Genomic DNA, 16,189 nt, shown 5'->3' with positions numbered 1-16,189 from the left:
GATGACATCGTGGCAGTTCCGAGGTCTCTTGCGATTCCAGAACGATCGGGCCCGATACCTGAGTGTAAAAGCCGAAACCATGACATCAGTCCCTCCCCTGTTGTGGACCACCACCTCGAGCGGATCGCCCCTGCGCCCGCTGCCGTGCTCGAAGACGAGAATCGGTTGGGCTTGGGCCTGTCGTGCGCGCCGTGCTTCGCTGCGACGATCGGCAACGGCGAGGAGTAGGGCGACAGCCGCAAGGGTAGCTGCGGCGACCGTGCCGATGGCCTCGAAGGTTGAGGGGTTCCACCCCCACTGGTCCTGCACTGCCTCAGCATGGCGTATAAGGCAACCATCAGTGCAGCCCGCTAGGGCGTGTCTTCTAGCGGTGTAGCCCGGTAAGCCTGTCAGAGCGGTGGCCCACGGCATCCGCGCCTGCGCCCACTACTGACTACGCATACTGCTGGCCGCCCCCGGCTCCCGCCCCTAGTGGAGGACCAGCCACGCACGCATGGCTCTGATAGAGCTCTCATAGACCGACGTAAACGGCCGTCTTGTCATCGTGTCGCTTGCCACGGGGCCAGTGTTGGCCGTTGGGGTCGAATGCTTCGTGCTGCTCAATCTCTAGCAGGAGCGGCGCCAGGTCTAGGGTCTTCAGGCGCTCGACGAACGCCTGCCAGTCGGGAAGCAACTGGTAGCGATCGACCGCGCTGGCCGCGCCATCGGTGGCTAGGACGATCGCCGCTGCTCCGTGCCGACTGAGCCTCGTGGTGATCGCCTGGTAAGCAGCGCCCGGCTCGGCGCCCGCAATCCAGTAGCCACCAGGCTGATTCCGCTCGGCGCGTTGGTGTGCCTGGAGTCGGCGCAATAGGTCGCGATGCCCTGGGTCGTAGCCGGCGCCCGACGCCAGCCGGCTGAGGTAGGCGTCGCGCTCTGCGCGCGCGACATTGGCTAAGCGGTCGTCGGTCTGGAGCAACTCGGTGCCGTCTGCGAGGAGCGCTACGGCGGTGCTGTCGCCCAAGACGAATAGGTCGATCGACGTGTCGGTCCACCTCGCGATGGCGACAGTGCTCGTCGGTGTGGACTCGGGATCGAGGCTGTAGGCGTCGCGCACGTCGGCAATCGCACGGGCGACCACGTCGGCGGTGGTGCCGCCAGCATCTTCGTCGAGAAATTTGACGAGCCGGTGTGAGAGGGCCTCCGCATACCAGCCGCCATCACGGCCCGGGATGGTGACGCTCTCCGAGGATGCCCCGTCAAGGACGGCCGCGTAGTGCTCCCCGACCACGTATCGATCCTGGTTCGTCGAGCCGCTTCCTTGCCGCGTGGCCGCAGCGATGCGTGCTACGGGTGCGCGCGTGGTCCCCATAGTGCCTCCGACTTGGTAACGGTATTGCCGTCAAACGTGCTACGGACGACGAGAGAAAACGGCGCCTGTCCAACCGTCGCGTATAGCGCCTTCAGATTCGCAGTCAAGTAATCTACCGCGCCGAGTGAGCCCAGTGCGTGGATGCCGGCAATGACGAACAGTAGATGGTCCCGATATGGCAGACGGCCGACATACGCGAAGTCCTCACTGTCGATGCCTTCGTCCATCGGGGACTTCACTTCTTCATTGGTCAATCTGTCGCGGATTGACCAGTGCCCTTGCGGGCCTTGATCGAAGGCCAGGTGTGGATCAGATGCGATCGCCTCCACCGTGACACGAGACGACTTCGGGCCACAGATGGCGATGGCCTCGGCCGGAGGGCGCCAGTCGCCGTCCGGCGGAATGTGCAGCGTCCGGACCTGGAACTGGAGGCCTGTGAGGAGGCCCGTCAGGCGCTCCGAAGCCAAGGCGTCCTCGTGCGCGATGACGCCGCTCGGCCGGGCGGGCATCGCGCGCAGCGGTACGGCCACGGTTAGTGGCCCAACACCGAAGAAGCCGCGCTCGGTGAGTGGGGCGGACTGTCGGATCTGTGTGATGCGCCCCTTGGAGAGTCCGATGCGGGCTGCCACGGCTGAGTAGGACAGGCCGAGTTCGTCGGCCGCACGCTCAACGGCGTCCCTACGAAGCCGCGCGAGCTCGACGCCCCGCTGCTGGTAGGTGGCGAGGAGATCGGTGGCGCGCTGGGCCTGGCGCAGCGGGTCGCGTTCCCGTCGCACCTGCTCGAACTCGTCAGCCGCCATGGCTGCGAGTTTAGAGGGGTTGACCGACGCTGCCCTAGCTGGCTACGGTGCCGTTTACCCCCCTAAACCGGCAGGTGCCGGCCCACGCCGGGGCGTATAGACCCCTACACAGGAGGAACGATGAGCGGGTACGCGGTGGACAGCAAGCGTCAGGTGATGCGGGCGACGGGCATCGTCGATGAGGTCAAGGAGTGGGTGGAGCTGGACGGGCGGCGGCGGCCGTCGGAGACCCAGGCGCGGGATGAGAACACCGGGATGCCGCTGTGGGCGGTGGAGGTGATCTACCGGCAATCGTCCTGGGGCCGGGTCTCGAACACGACGGCCACGGTGACGGTGGGGTCGTTGAACCGACCGGTGGTGGAGGAGTTCGGTCGGGTGGAGTTCACCGACCTGTGGGTCGAGACCCGGGTTAACAAGGCCGGCGGCCTGGTGGAGACCTGGACCGCTGACGGCGTGGTCGGCGGCAAGGCCCAAGGCCAGGGTCAGGGCGTGGCCGACGGCAAGGCGGCATGACCGTGAGCGTCGCAGCCGTCGCCCTGGTCCTGGCCGCTCTGGTGGTGCTTCTGCTGCGGACCGGTCAGCTGCGGATCGGGGCTTGCCTGGTGTGCGTCGTGCTGGGTCTGGTGCTGGGGGCGACCCCGGCCGGTCCGGCGGTAAACGAGGCCCTGACCGCAGCCGGGACGTGGCTGTGGGAAAAGGTGAGCACGCTGTGAACCGCCTGGGCGGCGACCGGCGCGAGCACGGTCCGATGCGGCTCAACGTCGCCAAGGTCCGCGTCCCCCTCACCGCAGTCCTCGCAGCGTGGGCCGGACGACAGTTGGCATCCGGTGTGTGGTGGCTGCTGCGACACCCGCTGGCCGTCGCCCTGGCCGTGGCGGCGCTGATGGCTGTGCGTGTGACCGCGACCCGGGGACCTGTGTTGGTGCTGTCGGTCGCCGCCGTGGCGGTCGCCGTGCTCGTGGCCTGGTGGCGCGTGTACCCGCGGTCGTTCGTCCGGCTCGTGGTCTGGCGGACGCGGGGGCTGTGGCGGGCGGCCACGGTGTACCGGTGGGTGTGGCAGCCGGCCATGGTCACCGCCGGGCTCGCGGTGCGGGTGGACGGCACCGGGTACCTGCCGCGCTTGGTGTCGGTGGCCTCGACCGGGGCGGTGGATGTGGTGCGGGTGCGGATGCTGCCCGGGCAAACTCTCACCGACTGGGCGAGCAACACCCAGCGCCTGGCGCAGACTTTCGGCGCAGTCGACTGCCGCGTCCGCACCGTCCCCGGGCGGGCGCACGACCTCGCGTTGTGGTTCCTCACCACCGACCCGCTCACGGCGCCGGTGGAGCCGTTCGAGCCGGCCGACCCTCCCCGCCTGGGCGCATTGCCGGTCGCGGTTGGTGAGGACGGGCTCGTGCACCACGTCCGGCTCCTCGGCGCTCACGTCCTGGTCATCGGGGCCACCGGGTCTGGGAAGGGCTCGGTCCTGTGGTCCCTGCTTGCCGCGGTTGCGCCCGGGATCCGCGACGGGCTGGTGCAGGTGTGGGCGATCGACCCCAAGGGCGGCATGGAGCTCGCACCGGGCCGGGCGCTGTTCGCTCGGTTCGTCTACGGCGACACCGCGGACGGCGCCGACACGACCGGGTACGAGCTGGAGTTCGCCCGGGGCTTCGAGGACGCCGTCACCGTGATGCGCCGCCGCCAATCGGCCCTGCGAGGTCGATCCCGCCTGCACACGCCCACCGCGGATGAGCCGCTGATCGTGGTCATCGTCGACGAGCTCGCGTCCCTGACCGCGTACGTCAACGACCGGGACGCCAAGCGCCGGATCATCGCCGCCCTGTCCCTGCTGCTGTCCCAAGGCCGCGCGGTCGGGGTGTCGGTCGTTGGGGCGGTGCAGGACCCCCGCAAGGACGTCATCTCGATGCGAGACCTCTTCCCGACCCGCATTCTGCTGCGGGTCACCGAGCCCGAACACGTCGCCCTCGCCCTCGGTCAAGGTGCACGCGACCGCGGCGCACGTGCCGACCTCATCGACGAGGCCACCCCCGGCGTCGCGTACGTCGGGCAGGACGGGGCACCGGAGGCCGCCCGGGTGCGATTCACGCACGTGACGGACGCGGACATCGCCGCCCTGGCGCAGGCGTACGCGCCCCGGTCCATGACGGCTCTGCCGGCCGTGGCGGAGGTGGCGTGATGCCCACACAGCAGCGGGTCGAGTCGGCGCCGGACCTGACCACCGATGTGGTGATCGACGCCGCCAAAGCCGCCGGTGTCTGCATCCGCCCGCTGCTACGCCGCGTGACCGACCGCGCCACCGGCCAGGTCACCACCGTGCCGATCCCGTGCGGATCCACCCGCGAGACGGTCTGCCCCTCGTGCGCCGACCGGGCGCGCCGGCTGCGGATGCACCAATGCCGCGAAGGCTGGCACCTAACCGACGACCCACCCAGCCCCACTACCGACGACCAGGCCGACGACGAGCTCCACCTGGGCCTGGACCTGGACGACGCCCACGCGAGCGACGATGACGAGGATGCCTCGCGGCGGGCGCGGTCGACTCGACGGCGGCAGGACGCTCCCGAGCTGCCCCGGGTCCCGATGGACTCGCGCACGACCGGGCGGGCCTTCACCGACGCCAAGACGGGCCGCACCTACCGGCCGAGCATGTTCCTCACCCTCACGCTCGGGTCGTACGGCAAGGTCATCCCCGGCACCGGCACACCGGTCGACCCGGCCCGGTACGACTACCGGCGCGCCGCCCTAGACGCCTTGCTGTTCCCGCGGCTGGTGGACCGGTTCTGGCAGAACCTCCGCAGGTGCGCCGGCTACCGGGTGCAGTACTTCGCCGCCGTCGAACCACAGAAGCGCCTCGCCCCGCACCTGCACGCCGCCATCCGCGGCACCATCCCGCGCTCGGTGGTGCGGCAGGTCGTCAAGGCGACCTACCACCAGGTGTGGTGGCCCCCCATCGACCGCGTCGTCTACGACGGTGACCGGCTGCCCGTGTGGGACGCGGACGCGAGCTGCTACCGCGACCCCCACACTGCCGCGCCGCTGACGAGCTGGGACCGGGCGCTCGACGACCTCGGGGCTGACCCCGACGCGAAGCCGCTGCACGTGCTGCGGTTCGGCGCCCAGGTCGACCTCAAGGGCTTGCTCGGTGGAACGGAGGACTCCGACCGGGCAGTGCGGTACCTGTGCAAGTACCTGACCAAGTCGGTCACCGAGACCTACGCCCGCGACCACGTGGACCCCGAGGATCGGGCGGTGCGGGCGTACGAGGCGCACATCGACCGGCTCCACATGGAGCTCCGGTGGTTGCCGTGTTCGCCGCGGTGCGCGAACTGGCTGCGCCATGGCGTCCAGCCGATGGAAGCCGGCCCCGGCCTGATCCCCGGGGCGTGCCCGTCCAAAGCCCACGACCGCGAACACCTGGGCCTCGGCGGCCGACGCGTTCTGGTCTCCCGGCAGTGGTCCGGCAAGACGTTGACCGAGCACCGCGCCGACCGCGCCACCGTCGTCCGCGAAGTCCTCCAGGCCGCCGGCATCGAACCACCCGACGCGCGACGCCTCGCCGCTGAGGTCCTCGCCAGCGACGGACGGCCCCGGTTCGAGTGGGCCGACGTGCCCGTGCTGGAGCGCGACTACACCGCGGCCATCAGCGCGTCGATGCGTCAACGCCGCGCCTGGCGCGAGCAGTACGAAGCCGCCAAGGCAGCCGGGCCACGTGCCGGCCCACCGACGGCACCTGTGGACAGGCATTCGGCAACGGAGTCGGCGGCGTGAGAGGGGTAGCGGTGGACAGGTTGTTGACGGTCGTGGAGGCCGGCGAGGTGCTGGGGACGGGGGAGCGGTTCGTGCGGCGGCTCATCACGGAGCGGCGCATCCGGTTCGTGCGGGTGGGACGGCACGTGCGCATCCCGGAGTCGGCGCTGCGGGAGTTCATCGACGCGGGAACCGTCGAGCCCGTGCGGCGTCGGCGCGGCACGTGGGTTCTGGCGTGACCGCGAAGCGCCGCTTCGGTCGGGTGCGGCGGCTTCCGTCGGGGCGCTACCAGGCTCGCTACCTCGGTCCCGACGGAGTGGACCGGCCGGCGCCCCACACCTTCGAGCGGAAGGCGGACGCCGACCGGTGGCTGGCTTCGGTCGAGCAGGACCTGATGCAGGGGGACTGGACCGATCCCGACGCCGGCCGTATCCCGGTCGGGGAGTACGCCTCTCGGTGGGTGCAGGAGCGGCCGGGACTGCGGCCCAAGACGCGCCAGCTCTACGAAGGCCTGGTGCGGCTGCACATCACGCCGGCCTTGGGCGGGTACGACCTGGTGAGCATCACGCCGGCTCGCGTCCGGACGTGGCGCGCGGGCTTGGTCGAGAGCGGGCTCGGCCAGTCGACGGTCGCCAAGGCGTACCGCCTGCTGCGCACGATCATGGGGACGGCGGTCGAGGACCGGCTGATCCGGGCGAACCCGTGCCAGCTGCGGGGCGCGTCCGTCGAGCGCACTCCTGAGCGGCCCACCCTGACGGGTAACCAGGTTTACACGGTGGCGGATGCGTTGCCCGACCACCTGCGGTGCCTCCCCCTGCTCGCGACCTTCTGCTCGTTGCGGTGGGGTGAGCTCGTCGCCCAGGCCCGTCAGGACATCGTGATCGAGACCGATCTCGCTGGAAGCGCGACCGGTGGGTGGGTCCATGTGCGCAACGCCGTCGTCGAGCTCGCGGACGGCTCGTTCGTCATGGGACCACCGAAGACGGCGGCCGGGCGGCGCGTAGTGGCCGTGCCCGCCGTGATCCTGCCCGACGTCGTAGACCACCTGCAGCGGTTCGCGGGAGAGGGAGCCGGCTCCTACGTGTTCGTCGGGAAGCGAGGCGGCCTGCTTCGGCGGAGCAACTTCCAGGCGATCTGGCGCGGTGCCCTGGCGACGGCCGGGGTGGAGGGCGTGCACTTCCACGACCTGCGGCACACGGGCAACACCCTCACCGCTCAGGCCGGCGCGACGTTGCCCGACCTCATGGCTCGGATGGGGCACGCCAGCGCCCGTGCGGCGCTCATCTACCTGCACACCAGCTCGACCCGGGACCGCGCGGTAGCGCAAGCGCTGGACGGCCTGGTGCAGCGGGAACGGGCACGCAGCGGGCACGACGCAGAGACTGCTGACGCTGAGGGGCTGTCGCAGGCTCCGGGCGCCGGCCCTGACCTGCGGTGATGCTGGGAGCGGGTGACGGGAATCGAACCCGCGCTATCAGCTTGGGAAGCTGAAGTTCTGCCACTGAACTACACCCGCGCGGCGCTCGGGGCGTGAGCGCGCGGCACCGAGCATACCCAACGCCGGCAGCGGCGGGGACACCGGCCGCGGACACACCACCGGAGCGCGCCCACCGCGGCTACCGTGGCCGCGTGCTGCTCTCCGACCGTGACATCCGCGCCGAGCTCGACTCCGGGCGGGTCGTGCTGGACCCGTACGAGCCGGCGATGATCCAGCCGTCGAGCATCGACGTGCGCCTGGACCGGTACTTCCGGCTGTTCGACAACCACAAGTACTCGGTCATCGACCCCGCGCAGGACCAGCCCGACCTCACGCGCCTCGTCGACGTCGACCCCACCGAGCCGTTCATCCTGCACCCCGGCGAGTTCGTGCTCGGCTCGACGTACGAGGCCGTCACCCTGCCCGACGACGTCGCGGCGCGCCTGGAGGGCAAGTCCTCGCTCGGCCGCCTCGGCCTGCTGACCCACTCCACCGCGGGCTTCATCGACCCGGGCTTCACCGGCCACGTGACCCTCGAGCTGTCCAACGTCGCGACGCTGCCGATCACGCTGTGGCCCGGGATGAAGATCGGCCAGCTGTGCTTCTTCCGGCTGTCCTCGCCGTCGGAGCACCCGTACGGGTCGGCGCAGTACGGCTCGCGCTACCAGGGCCAGCGCGGGCCGACGCCGTCGCGCTCCTGGCAGAGCTTCCACCGCACGGCCGTCTAGGCACGCGATGTTCCCTCCCCGCCTCGCCGCGGACGACCCGCGCCTCGCCGGGCGTCACCTGCTCGCGCTGCCCGACGACGTCGCGGCGGAGGAGGTCGAGGTCCTCGCGCTGAGCCGGTTCGTCGGGTCCCGCTGGGAGACGCCCGTCCCCGCCACGGCTCCCCGCGGCCGGGCGGCGCGCGACCCGATGGCGGGCGTCGGCGTGCTGCGGCTGTCCCGCCACTCCTCCGCCGTCGGGCCCTTCGCCCTCACCGCCGACGACGTCGCCCGTCTCGGCCTGCCCGACGGCACGGCGACGGCCTTCCTCGTCGCCACCCCGCGCGAGCGCGGCGAGCCGCCGTACCCCGGCGGGGACCGGGACGGGCTCAAGCGGGCCTTCCCCGACGCGGTGCCGGTCCGCGACGAGGAGCGGGTCCTGCGCTGGCTGGTCGACGCCGCCCGGCGGCTGGCCGGCGCGGTGCGCGTCGCCGACGGCGCCGCCGTCCTCGTGCCGGACGTCGGCGCCGGGATCGACCTGACCGTGTACTCCGACACCTGGCTCGACCCGGCGTCCGGCCTCGCCGTCGTGCAGCGCGCGGCGCCGTCCGCGCGGCTCGCGATGGACGGCGTCCCCTGGGCGGGGCCGGCCACCAGCCCCGCCACCGGGCCGAGCGCGGCGGGAGCGCCGGGAGTCGGCGCCGGTGCCGCGCTGACCGGGCTGGGGGAGCGGGTCCGGCGCCGGCTGCACGCCCGCGCGGACGAGTGGGACGCGACGGCGCTCACCGCACCCGACGAGCTGGACGGCTACGGGGTCGAGGTCGACCTGGGCGCGGACGGGCTCGTCGTGGTCGAGGCCGGCGGGGACGACGTCGTCCCGCTCGTGCTGCGCGGCCTGCCCTGGACCGCCGACGGCGTCGCCACCTACCGGGTCCGCTGGGAGCCCGCCGACGTCGAGGAGCTCGAGCGCGAGCACCCGTCCGCCGGGCACGCCGCGTCCCGCACGCGGGCCCAGGCCTTCGTCACGGCGTTTGCGCGCGAGCTCCAGGCCGTGGTGGGCGGGGAGATCGCGGACGCCGCGGAGTTCCTGGTCGACCCGGGCGACCTCTGACGCCGCCCGTCGCCGCCGCACCGCGGCACCTCGCACCGACCGAGGGGTGCCGCTGCGCTCACCCCGGCCACGGCGACGCCGCCAGGCCGACCCGTCGACGAGTGCTTGGTATTCTGTTGGAACACCTGTGACGCGCGGCCGAGGGGATCGTCGCCCTCGGAGCCTGCGCGTACCCGCTCGCTGACAACACCACACGGCCGTCCCATGCCGGACCGGCGCCCCTCGCGGCGGCGGCCCGGACAGCGGTCCCCCGACCCTCGCCCACCCGCCCCCGACCCGGACGGAGCGGACGTGCTGTACCTCCTCGCGACCCATCTGGTCATGGCGCTCGCCGCGCCTGTCCTCGTCGCGTGGTGGGGACGGCGGGCCTTCCTCGTCCTCGCGCTCGCGCCGGCGTCGGCCGCGGTGTGGGCGCTGGCCCACACCTCCGCGGTGCTGGACGGCCGCGGTCCGGTCGAGACGGTCTCGTGGGTGCCCGCCCTCGGGCTCGAGCTCGCGTTCCGGCTCGACACCCTGACCTGGCTCATGGTGCTGCTGGTCGGTGGCGTGGGCGCGCTCGTGCTCGTGTACTGCTCGGCATACTTCTCGGCCTCGGCCGGCGGGCTCGGCCGCTTCGGTGGCGTCCTGGTCGCCTTCGCCGGGGCGATGCTGGGCCTCGTCGCCAGCGACGACCTGCTCCTGCTGTACGTCTTCTGGGAGCTGACCACGGTCTTCTCCTACCTGCTGATCGGGCACTACGCCGACCGCAAGGCCAGCCGCCGCGCCGCGATGCAGGCCATCGTGATCACCACCGCCGGCGGGCTCGCGATGCTGGTCGGGTTCGTGCTGCTGGGCCACGCCGCGGGCACCTACCGGCTCTCCCTGGTGCTGGCCGACCCGCCCGGCGGCACGGTCGCCACCGTGGCGATCGCCTGCGTGCTGGCGGGCGCCGTCACCAAGTCGGCCCTCATCCCGTTCCACTTCTGGCTGCCGGCCGCGATGGCGGCACCGACGCCGGTCAGCGCCTACCTGCACGCCGCCGCGATGGTGAAGGCCGGCGTGTACCTGGTCGCCCGGTTCGCGCCCGGCTTCGCCGACCTCACCGTCTGGCGCGCCGTCGTCCTGACCCTCGGCTGCGGGACCCTGCTCGTCGGCGGCTACCGCGCCATCCGCCAGCACGACCTCAAGCTCGTGCTCGCCTTCGGCACCGTCAGCCAGCTCGGGCTGATCGTCCTGCTGGTCGGCTACGGGACGCAGGCGACCGCGCTCGCCGGCGTCGCCCTGGTGGGCGCGCACGCCATGTTCAAGGCGGCTCTGTTCCTGGTCGTCGGGGTGGTCGACGCCGCGACCGGCACCCGGGACCTGCGCCGCCTGTCCGGCGTCGGGCGCGCGCTGCCGATCACCGCGACGGCCGGCCTGCTCGCGACCGCGTCCATGATCGGCCTGCCGCCGTTCGCGGGGTACGTCGCGAAGGAGGCCGCGCTGGAGGCCCTCCTGCACGACGAGGACGGCGGCGCCGTCGCGGTCGTCGTCCTGGTCGCCGTCGCGGTCGGCTCGGCGCTCACGGTCGCCTACGGGCTGCGGTTCCTGTGGGGCGCCTTCGCGCGCAAGCCGCACCCGCCCGCCGCGCCCGGCGCCGGGCCCGACGCCGCCGACGGCCCCACGGACGAGCCGGCCGGCTTCGCGTCGGTGTCCCGGCCGTCGTTCGTCCTCGTCGCCCCGGCCGTCGTGCTCGCCGTCCTCGGGCTCGCGCTCGCGCTGGTCCCCGCGATCGGGGAGCGGGTGCTGTCGCCCTACGCCGGGACGCTGCCCCGCGGCGAGGCCGGCCACCTGGTCCTGTGGGCGGGCCTGACCCCCGCTCTCGGCATCACGGTCGCGGTCCTCGTCGCCGGGCTCGCGCTGTTCGTGGGCCGGTCGACGGTCGAGCGGGTGCAGGCGGCGCTGCACACCGGCCCGGACGCCGACCGCACGTACCGCCGCAGCATGCGCCGGCTGGACGACGTCGCCGCCGACGTCACCGCGCTGACGCAGCGCGGGTCGCTGCCGTTCTACCTCAGCGCGATCCTCGTCGTGCTGATCGCACTGGCCGGGACCGCCCTGGTCACCGGCACCCGGCTGCCCACCGAGGTCGTCTGGGGCGAGTCCGTGCTGCAGTGGGTGGCCGCCCTCCTCGTCGTCGTGGCCGCCGTGCTGGCCGCCAACGCCCGGCGCCGGCTGAAGTCCGTCGTGCTGCTCGGGGCCTGCGGGTACGGGATCGCGGTGCTGTTCGTGCTGCACGGCGCCCCCGACCTCGCGCTGACCCAGGTGCTCGTCGAGACGATCACCCTGGTCGTGTTCGTGCTGGTGCTGCGGCGCCTGCCCCCGTACTTCTCCGACCGGCCGCTGGCCCGCAGCCGCTGGCTGCGGCTGGGGCTCGCCGTCGGCGTCGGGCTGACCGTGGGCGCGCTCGCGCTGATCGCCCCGGGCGCCCGCCGCCACCTGCCGCAGTCGGTGCCGTTCCCCGAGGAGGCGTACGCCTTCGGCGGCGGCAAGAACATCGTCAACGTCGTCCTGGTCGACATCCGCGCCTGGGACACGATGGGCGAGATCGCGGTGCTGCTGGTCGCCGCCACCGGGGTGGCGTCCCTGCTGTTCCTGCGCCGCCGCAGCGGCGACCTGTACCGCGTCGGCGAGGTCGACGAAGGCTCCGAGGCCCGGGTGTGGGGCGGCGACGCCGACCCCGGCGCGTCCCTGCGACGACCGCCCGCGTCGGGGCCGGCGGGCGCCTCCCGAGCGGGGCTGCCCCCGTCGACAGGGGCCGCGTCGGTCGGCATGGCGAGCCGGCGCGCCCGGGCCTGGCTGCGCGCCGAGCAGACGCTCGCCCCGCAGCGCCGGTCGGTCATCCTGGAGGTGATCACCCGCCTGCTGTTCCACACCATGGTCGTCGTCGCGCTGTACCTGCTGTTCGCCGGCCACAACTCCCCGGGCGGCGGGTTCGCCGCGGGCCTCGTCGTCGGGGTCGCGCTGGTCGTGCGGTACCTGGCCGGTGGGCGCTACGAGTTGGGCGAGGCCGCCCCGGTCCACCCCGGCCTGCTGCTGGGGTCGGGTCTGTTCCTGTCGGCCGGGGTCGGCCTGGTCGCGCTGACCCTGGGCGGTGAGGTGCTGCAGAGCACCGCGATCGACCTCGAGGTGCCCGTGCTGGGGACCGTGCACCTGGTGACGTCGCTGTTCTTCGACATCGGCGTCTTCCTCGTGGTCATCGGCCTGGTGCTCGACGTGCTGCGCTCGCTGGGTGCCGAGATCGACCAGCACGGCGAGGAGGAGGGCGGCGACCCCGCCGGGTCCGAGCACGGCGTCCGGCGCGCGCTGCCGGCCCCGACCACCACCACGGCCCAGGCCACGACCCCGACCACGACCCCGACCCCGACCACGACCCCGGCGTCCGGGACCTCGGACGACGCGCGCGAACCCGAGGAGGTGAGCTGAGTGGACCCGGACATGACGCCGAACATCCTGCTGGCGGTGGTCGTGGCGGTGCTGGTGGCCGCCGGCGTCTACCTCATGCTCGAGCGCAGCCTGACCCGGATCATCATCGGCATCATCCTGGCCAGCAACGGCATCAACGTGCTGTTCCTCATCGCCGGGGGCGCCGCGGGCGGCCCGCCGATCGTCGGCCAGACGGACGCCGCCGAGATGAGCGACCCGCTGCCGCAGGCCCTGGTGCTCACCGCGATCGTCATCACCCTCGGGATCACCGCGTTCGTGCTGGCCATGGCGTACCGGTCCTGGCAGCTCAACCGTCACGACGAGGTGCAGGACGACCTGGAGGACCGCCGGATCGCGCGCATCGCCGCGGCGAACGGTGCGATCTTCGCCGACGACGACTCCGGCGACGTCGGCGGCGACCTCGACGAGGACGCGGCCGTCGCGCGGGACGAGACCGGGGGGGTGCGGCGCCGGTGAACGACCTGTCCTGGCTCGTGCCGCTCCCGGTCGTCCTGCCGCTCACCGGGGCGGGCCTCGCCCTGGCGCTCTGGCGTCACGCCCACGCCCAGCGCGTGATCAGCCTCGCCGCGCTCACGCTCACGCTGGCCGCCTCGCTGGCCCTGCTGTGGCACGTCGACACCGGTCCGCTGGTCGTGGACGCCGGCGGCTGGTCCGCGCCGGTCGGCATCAACCTCGTCGCCGACCGGCTCGCCTCGCTGATGCTGGCGATCTCCTCGGCGGTCACGCTCGCCGTCCTGGTCTACTCCCTGGCCCAGGGCGTGGCCGACGGCGACGAGGAGACGCCGGTCGCGATCTTCCACCCCACCTACCTCGTGCTGGCGGCCGGCGTCGCGATCGCGTTCCTGTCCGGCGACCTGTTCAACCTGTTCGTCGGGTTCGAGGTGCTGCTCGCGGCGAGCTACGTGCTCATCACGCTGAGCGGCTCCGCCGAGCGGGTCCGCGCGGGGACGATCTACGTCGTCGTCGCACTGCTGTCCTCCCTGATCTTCCTGCTCGCGATCGCGCTGACGTACGCGGCGACCGGCACGGTGAACATGGCCCAGCTCGCCCAGCGGCTGCCCGAGATCGACCCCGGGGTGGCCCTGGTGCTGCAGCTCATGCTGCTGCTCGCCTTCGGCATCAAGGCGGCCATCTTCCCGCTGTCCGCGTGGCTGCCCGACTCCTACCCGACCGCGCCCGCCCCGGTGACCGCGGTGTTCGCCGGGCTGCTGACCAAGGTCGGCGTCTACGCGATCCTGCGCACCCAGACCCTGCTCTTCCCCGGCGGCCGGGCCGACGACCTGCTGATGTGGGCCGCGCTGGCGACGATGGTCGTCGGCATCCTGGGCGCCGTCGCGCAGAACGACATCAAGCGGCTGCTGTCCTTCACCCTGGTCAGCCACATCGGGTTCATGATCTTCGGCATCGCGCTGTCGGACGAGGCGGGCGTGGCCGCGGCCGTGTTCTACGTCGTCCACCACATCACCGTGCAGACCACCCTGTTCCTCGTCGCGGGCCTGATCGAGCGTCGTGGCGGGTCGACGTCGCTGGACCAGCTCGGCGGGCTCGCCAAGATCGCCCCGCTGCTCGCGGTGCTGTTCTTCGTCCCCGCCATGAACCTCGCCGGGATCCCGCCGTTCTCCGGGTTCCTCGGCAAGGTCGGCCTCATCCAGGCCGGTGTCGCGGTGGGCACCCCGCTCGCGTACGCGCTGGTCGCGGGCAGCGTCGTGACCTCCCTGCTGACCCTGTACGCGCTGGTCAAGGCGTGGAACAAGGCGTTCTGGCAGACCGCGCCGGAGCAGGTGGCGCCGATGCACCTGCCGCGCGGGATGGTCGGCTCCGCGGCCTCGCTCGTGGTGCTCGGGGTCGGCCTGACCGTCGTCGCCGGTCCGCTGTACGGCTACACCGAGCGGGCCGCGGGCGACCTGCGGGCCCGCGCCCCCTACATCGAGTCGGTGCTGCCCGGCGGCGGCCGCGGGGACGGCGTGTCGGACGACGTCACCCGCGACGCCGACCTCGAGGAGCTCGAGGACCCGCTGGACGGAGGCGAGCCGTGAGCCTGCACACCCGCCGCCGACGGATGGCGGTGCAGTGGCCGACCCTGCTGTGGCTGACGATCGTCTGGGTGCTGCTGTGGGGCGGTCTGACCCCCGCCAACGTGCTCGCCGGCCTCGCCATCGGGCTGCTGGTCAGCATGGGCCTGCCGCTGCCGCCGGTGGCCACCGAGGGGAGGCTGCGCCCGCTGCGACTCGCGCACCTGCTCGCGGTGTTCGTCAAGGACGTCTGCGTCGCGAGCGTCGGGGTCGCCGTCCTGGCGTTCCGGCGGCGGGCGCCGCGCAGCGCGGTGATCCGGGTGCGGCTGCGCACGACGTCCGACCTGTACCTCACCCTCACGGCCGAGCTCTGCTCCCTCGTGCCCGGGTCGCTCGTGGTCGAGGCCCACCGGCTGACCAGCACGCTGTACCTGCACGAGCTGGACGTCGACGGCGAGCGGGGCATCGAGCACGCGCGTCGCCGGGTGCTCGACCAGGAGGAGCGCGTGCTGCGGGCCCTGGCGTCCGACGCCGAGCTGGCCGCCGCCGGGCTCGGCGGTCCCGGCCGCACGGCGTCGACCGCCACCTCGACCGGCACCTCGACCGCCACACCACCGTCGACCCCCTCCCAGGAGGTGACCTCGTGACCGTCGTCGGCCTGATCTGCGCCGCGCTGCTCGCGGCCGCCGGTGCGCTGGCGGTCGTCCGCATGGAGCGCGGCCCCAGCATGCTCGACCGCACCATCGCGCTGGACGTGCTCACCACCGTGCTGGTGGGGTTCGTCGCGGTCCAGACCGCGGTGTCGCGCCGGACGGACACCGTCCCGCTCCTCGTGGCGCTGGCGCTGGTGGGGTTCGTGGGATCGGTGACCATCGCCCGGTTCGCCTCGAAGGAGCCGCCCGGGCAGGGCCGGGTCCGGACCCGTGAGGAGATCGCCCGCGACGAGGCGCAGCGGCTGGGCCTCGACGAGTCCGACGCCGCCGCTCCCGTGCGCGAGCGCACCGAGGAGGACGTCTGATGGCCGGGGTCGACTGGACCGTGGTGGCCGACGTCGTCGCGGCGGCCTGCCTGATCGGCGGCGCCCTGCTGGCGTTCGCGGCCGGGGTCGGCGTGGTCCGGTTCCCGGACCTGCTGTCCCGCATGCACGCGGCGACCAAGCCGCAGGTGCTGGGCCTGGTGCTCGTGCTGATCGGCGTGGCGCTGCGGCTGCGGACCGGTCCGGTGACCTCGATCCTCGTGCTGGTCGCCGTCTTCGGGCTGCTCAGCTCACCGGTGGCGGCGCACATGGTCGGGCGCGCCGGCTACCGGACCGGCAAGGTCCGCCACGACCTCCTGCTGGTCGACGAGCTCACCGTCGACCAGGACGCCGCCGACGCGCGAGCCGCGCAGGACGAGGCCCGCGACCACCACCGGCCGACCCCGGCCGAGGTCGCGCGGGACACCGAGGGCCGCCCGCCGGCCCGGGGCGGCGGTCGACCGGTCGGGTGACTCCCGGACCCGGCCCCCAACGTTCCGGCCGCCC

16 protein-coding genes and 1 tRNA gene are annotated in these 16,189 nt (G+C 72.8%); 14 read left to right on the top strand and 3 right to left on the bottom strand.

The features are described from left to right. Nucleotides 1-511: 511 nt before the first annotated feature. On the bottom strand, nucleotides 512-1,351 hold the full coding sequence (locus Q0840_RS01555; protein ID WP_298455311.1) for a protein phosphatase 2C domain-containing protein: 840 nt from the start codon (nucleotides 1,349-1,351) through the stop codon (nucleotides 512-514). Beyond that, nucleotides 1,327-2,151 (bottom strand): hypothetical protein, encoded by an 825-nt coding sequence (locus Q0840_RS01550; protein ID WP_298455308.1) that lies wholly within the window; start codon nucleotides 2,149-2,151, stop codon nucleotides 1,327-1,329. The genes Q0840_RS01555 and Q0840_RS01550 overlap by 25 nt, the downstream gene beginning before the upstream one ends. Nucleotides 2,152-2,271: 120 nt before the next feature. On the opposite strand from Q0840_RS01550, the gene Q0840_RS01545 reads away from it, so the two are divergent. The 6 genes from Q0840_RS01545 to Q0840_RS01520 are packed head-to-tail and all read left to right on the top strand — an operon-like array spanning nucleotide 2,272 to nucleotide 7,336. Continuing rightward, entirely contained in the window at nucleotides 2,272-2,664 is a 393-nt protein-coding gene (locus tag Q0840_RS01545) for a hypothetical protein (protein WP_298455305.1), read from the top strand. 2 nt (nucleotides 2,665-2,666) lie between these two features. Next, nucleotides 2,667-2,864, top strand: coding sequence for a hypothetical protein (locus Q0840_RS01540; protein ID WP_298455302.1), 198 nt, complete (start codon nucleotides 2,667-2,669; stop codon nucleotides 2,862-2,864). Continuing rightward, nucleotides 2,861-4,327, top strand: coding sequence for an FtsK/SpoIIIE domain-containing protein (locus Q0840_RS01535; protein ID WP_298455299.1), 1,467 nt, complete (start codon nucleotides 2,861-2,863; stop codon nucleotides 4,325-4,327). Before Q0840_RS01540 ends, Q0840_RS01535 begins: the two co-directional genes overlap by 4 nt. Then, complete coding sequence (locus tag Q0840_RS01530; protein ID WP_298455296.1) at nucleotides 4,327-5,919, top strand: replication initiator; 1,593 nt, start codon at nucleotides 4,327-4,329, stop codon at nucleotides 5,917-5,919. The genes Q0840_RS01535 and Q0840_RS01530 overlap by 1 nt, the downstream gene beginning before the upstream one ends. Nucleotides 5,920-5,930: 11 nt before the next feature. Next, nucleotides 5,931-6,137, top strand: a complete 207-nt coding sequence (locus Q0840_RS01525) for an excisionase family DNA-binding protein (RefSeq protein ID WP_298455293.1) — start codon at nucleotides 5,931-5,933, stop codon at nucleotides 6,135-6,137. After that, a complete protein-coding gene (locus tag Q0840_RS01520) occupies nucleotides 6,134-7,336 on the top strand; it encodes a site-specific integrase (RefSeq protein ID WP_298455290.1) in 1,203 nt (400 codons plus the stop codon). Before Q0840_RS01525 ends, Q0840_RS01520 begins: the two co-directional genes overlap by 4 nt. 7 nt (nucleotides 7,337-7,343) lie before the next feature. Here the strand turns inward: Q0840_RS01520 and Q0840_RS01515 are convergent. Beyond that, nucleotides 7,344-7,414 (bottom strand) — tRNA-Gly (locus Q0840_RS01515). Nucleotides 7,415-7,527: 113 nt separating this feature from the next. On the opposite strand from Q0840_RS01515, the gene dcd reads away from it, so the two are divergent. The 8 genes from dcd (at nucleotide 7,528) to mnhG (ending at nucleotide 16,155) form a co-directional block, all read left to right on the top strand. Next, nucleotides 7,528-8,103 (top strand): dCTP deaminase, encoded by a 576-nt coding sequence (gene dcd / locus Q0840_RS01510; RefSeq protein WP_298455287.1) that lies wholly within the window; start codon nucleotides 7,528-7,530, stop codon nucleotides 8,101-8,103. Nucleotides 8,104-8,110: 7 nt separating this feature from the next. After that, a complete protein-coding gene (locus Q0840_RS01505) occupies nucleotides 8,111-9,190 on the top strand; it encodes a hypothetical protein (protein WP_298455284.1) in 1,080 nt (359 codons plus the stop codon). 291 nt (nucleotides 9,191-9,481) lie between these two features. Next, nucleotides 9,482-12,634 carry a Na+/H+ antiporter subunit A gene (locus Q0840_RS01500; RefSeq protein WP_298455281.1) on the top strand — a complete coding sequence of 1,051 codons (3,153 nt, stop codon included), beginning with the start codon at nucleotides 9,482-9,484 and terminating at the stop codon, nucleotides 12,632-12,634. A gap of 12 nt (nucleotides 12,635-12,646) precedes the next feature. Beyond that, nucleotides 12,647-13,111 (top strand): Na(+)/H(+) antiporter subunit C, encoded by a 465-nt coding sequence (locus Q0840_RS01495; RefSeq protein WP_298455278.1) that lies wholly within the window; start codon nucleotides 12,647-12,649, stop codon nucleotides 13,109-13,111. Further along, nucleotides 13,108-14,691: a Na+/H+ antiporter subunit D gene (locus Q0840_RS01490; RefSeq protein ID WP_298455274.1), complete on the top strand. Its 1,584-nt coding sequence runs from the start codon at nucleotides 13,108-13,110 to the stop codon at nucleotides 14,689-14,691. The genes Q0840_RS01495 and Q0840_RS01490 overlap by 4 nt, the downstream gene beginning before the upstream one ends. Next, entirely contained in the window at nucleotides 14,688-15,314 is a 627-nt protein-coding gene (locus tag Q0840_RS01485; RefSeq protein ID WP_298455271.1) for a Na+/H+ antiporter subunit E, read from the top strand. The genes Q0840_RS01490 and Q0840_RS01485 overlap by 4 nt, the downstream gene beginning before the upstream one ends. Next, a complete protein-coding gene (locus Q0840_RS01480) occupies nucleotides 15,311-15,685 on the top strand; it encodes an MrpF/PhaF family protein (RefSeq protein ID WP_298455269.1) in 375 nt (124 codons plus the stop codon). Before Q0840_RS01485 ends, Q0840_RS01480 begins: the two co-directional genes overlap by 4 nt. Continuing rightward, complete coding sequence (gene mnhG, locus Q0840_RS01475) at nucleotides 15,685-16,155, top strand: monovalent cation/H(+) antiporter subunit G (protein WP_298455267.1); 471 nt, start codon at nucleotides 15,685-15,687, stop codon at nucleotides 16,153-16,155. The genes Q0840_RS01480 and mnhG overlap by 1 nt, the downstream gene beginning before the upstream one ends. The last annotated feature ends 34 nt before the right edge of the window (nucleotides 16,156-16,189 follow it).

The organism is uncultured Cellulomonas sp. (assembly GCF_947494015.1).
Lineage (GTDB): Bacteria > Actinomycetota > Actinomycetes > Actinomycetales > Cellulomonadaceae > Pengzhenrongella.
The sequence above is the reverse complement of the archived record's forward strand: the minus strand, read 5'-3'. Positions and strand labels throughout refer to the sequence as shown.

What these genes read in the sequence shown, in the direction of transcription:
- Q0840_RS01555 (WP_298455311.1), bottom strand. Translation starts at nt 1,351, where the DNA reads ATGGGGACCACGCGCGCACCCGTAGCACGCATCGCTGCGGCCACGCGG.
- Q0840_RS01550 (WP_298455308.1), bottom strand. Translation starts at nt 2,151, where the DNA reads ATGGCGGCTGACGAGTTCGAGCAGGTGCGACGGGAACGCGACCCGCTG.
- Q0840_RS01545 (WP_298455305.1), top strand. Translation starts at nt 2,272, where the DNA reads ATGAGCGGGTACGCGGTGGACAGCAAGCGTCAGGTGATGCGGGCGACG.
- Q0840_RS01530 (WP_298455296.1), top strand. Translation starts at nt 4,327, where the DNA reads ATGCCCACACAGCAGCGGGTCGAGTCGGCGCCGGACCTGACCACCGAT.
- Q0840_RS01505 (WP_298455284.1), top strand. Translation starts at nt 8,111, where the DNA reads ATGTTCCCTCCCCGCCTCGCCGCGGACGACCCGCGCCTCGCCGGGCGT.
- Q0840_RS01495 (WP_298455278.1), top strand. Translation starts at nt 12,647, where the DNA reads ATGACGCCGAACATCCTGCTGGCGGTGGTCGTGGCGGTGCTGGTGGCC.
- mnhG (WP_298455267.1), top strand. Translation starts at nt 15,685, where the DNA reads ATGGCCGGGGTCGACTGGACCGTGGTGGCCGACGTCGTCGCGGCGGCC.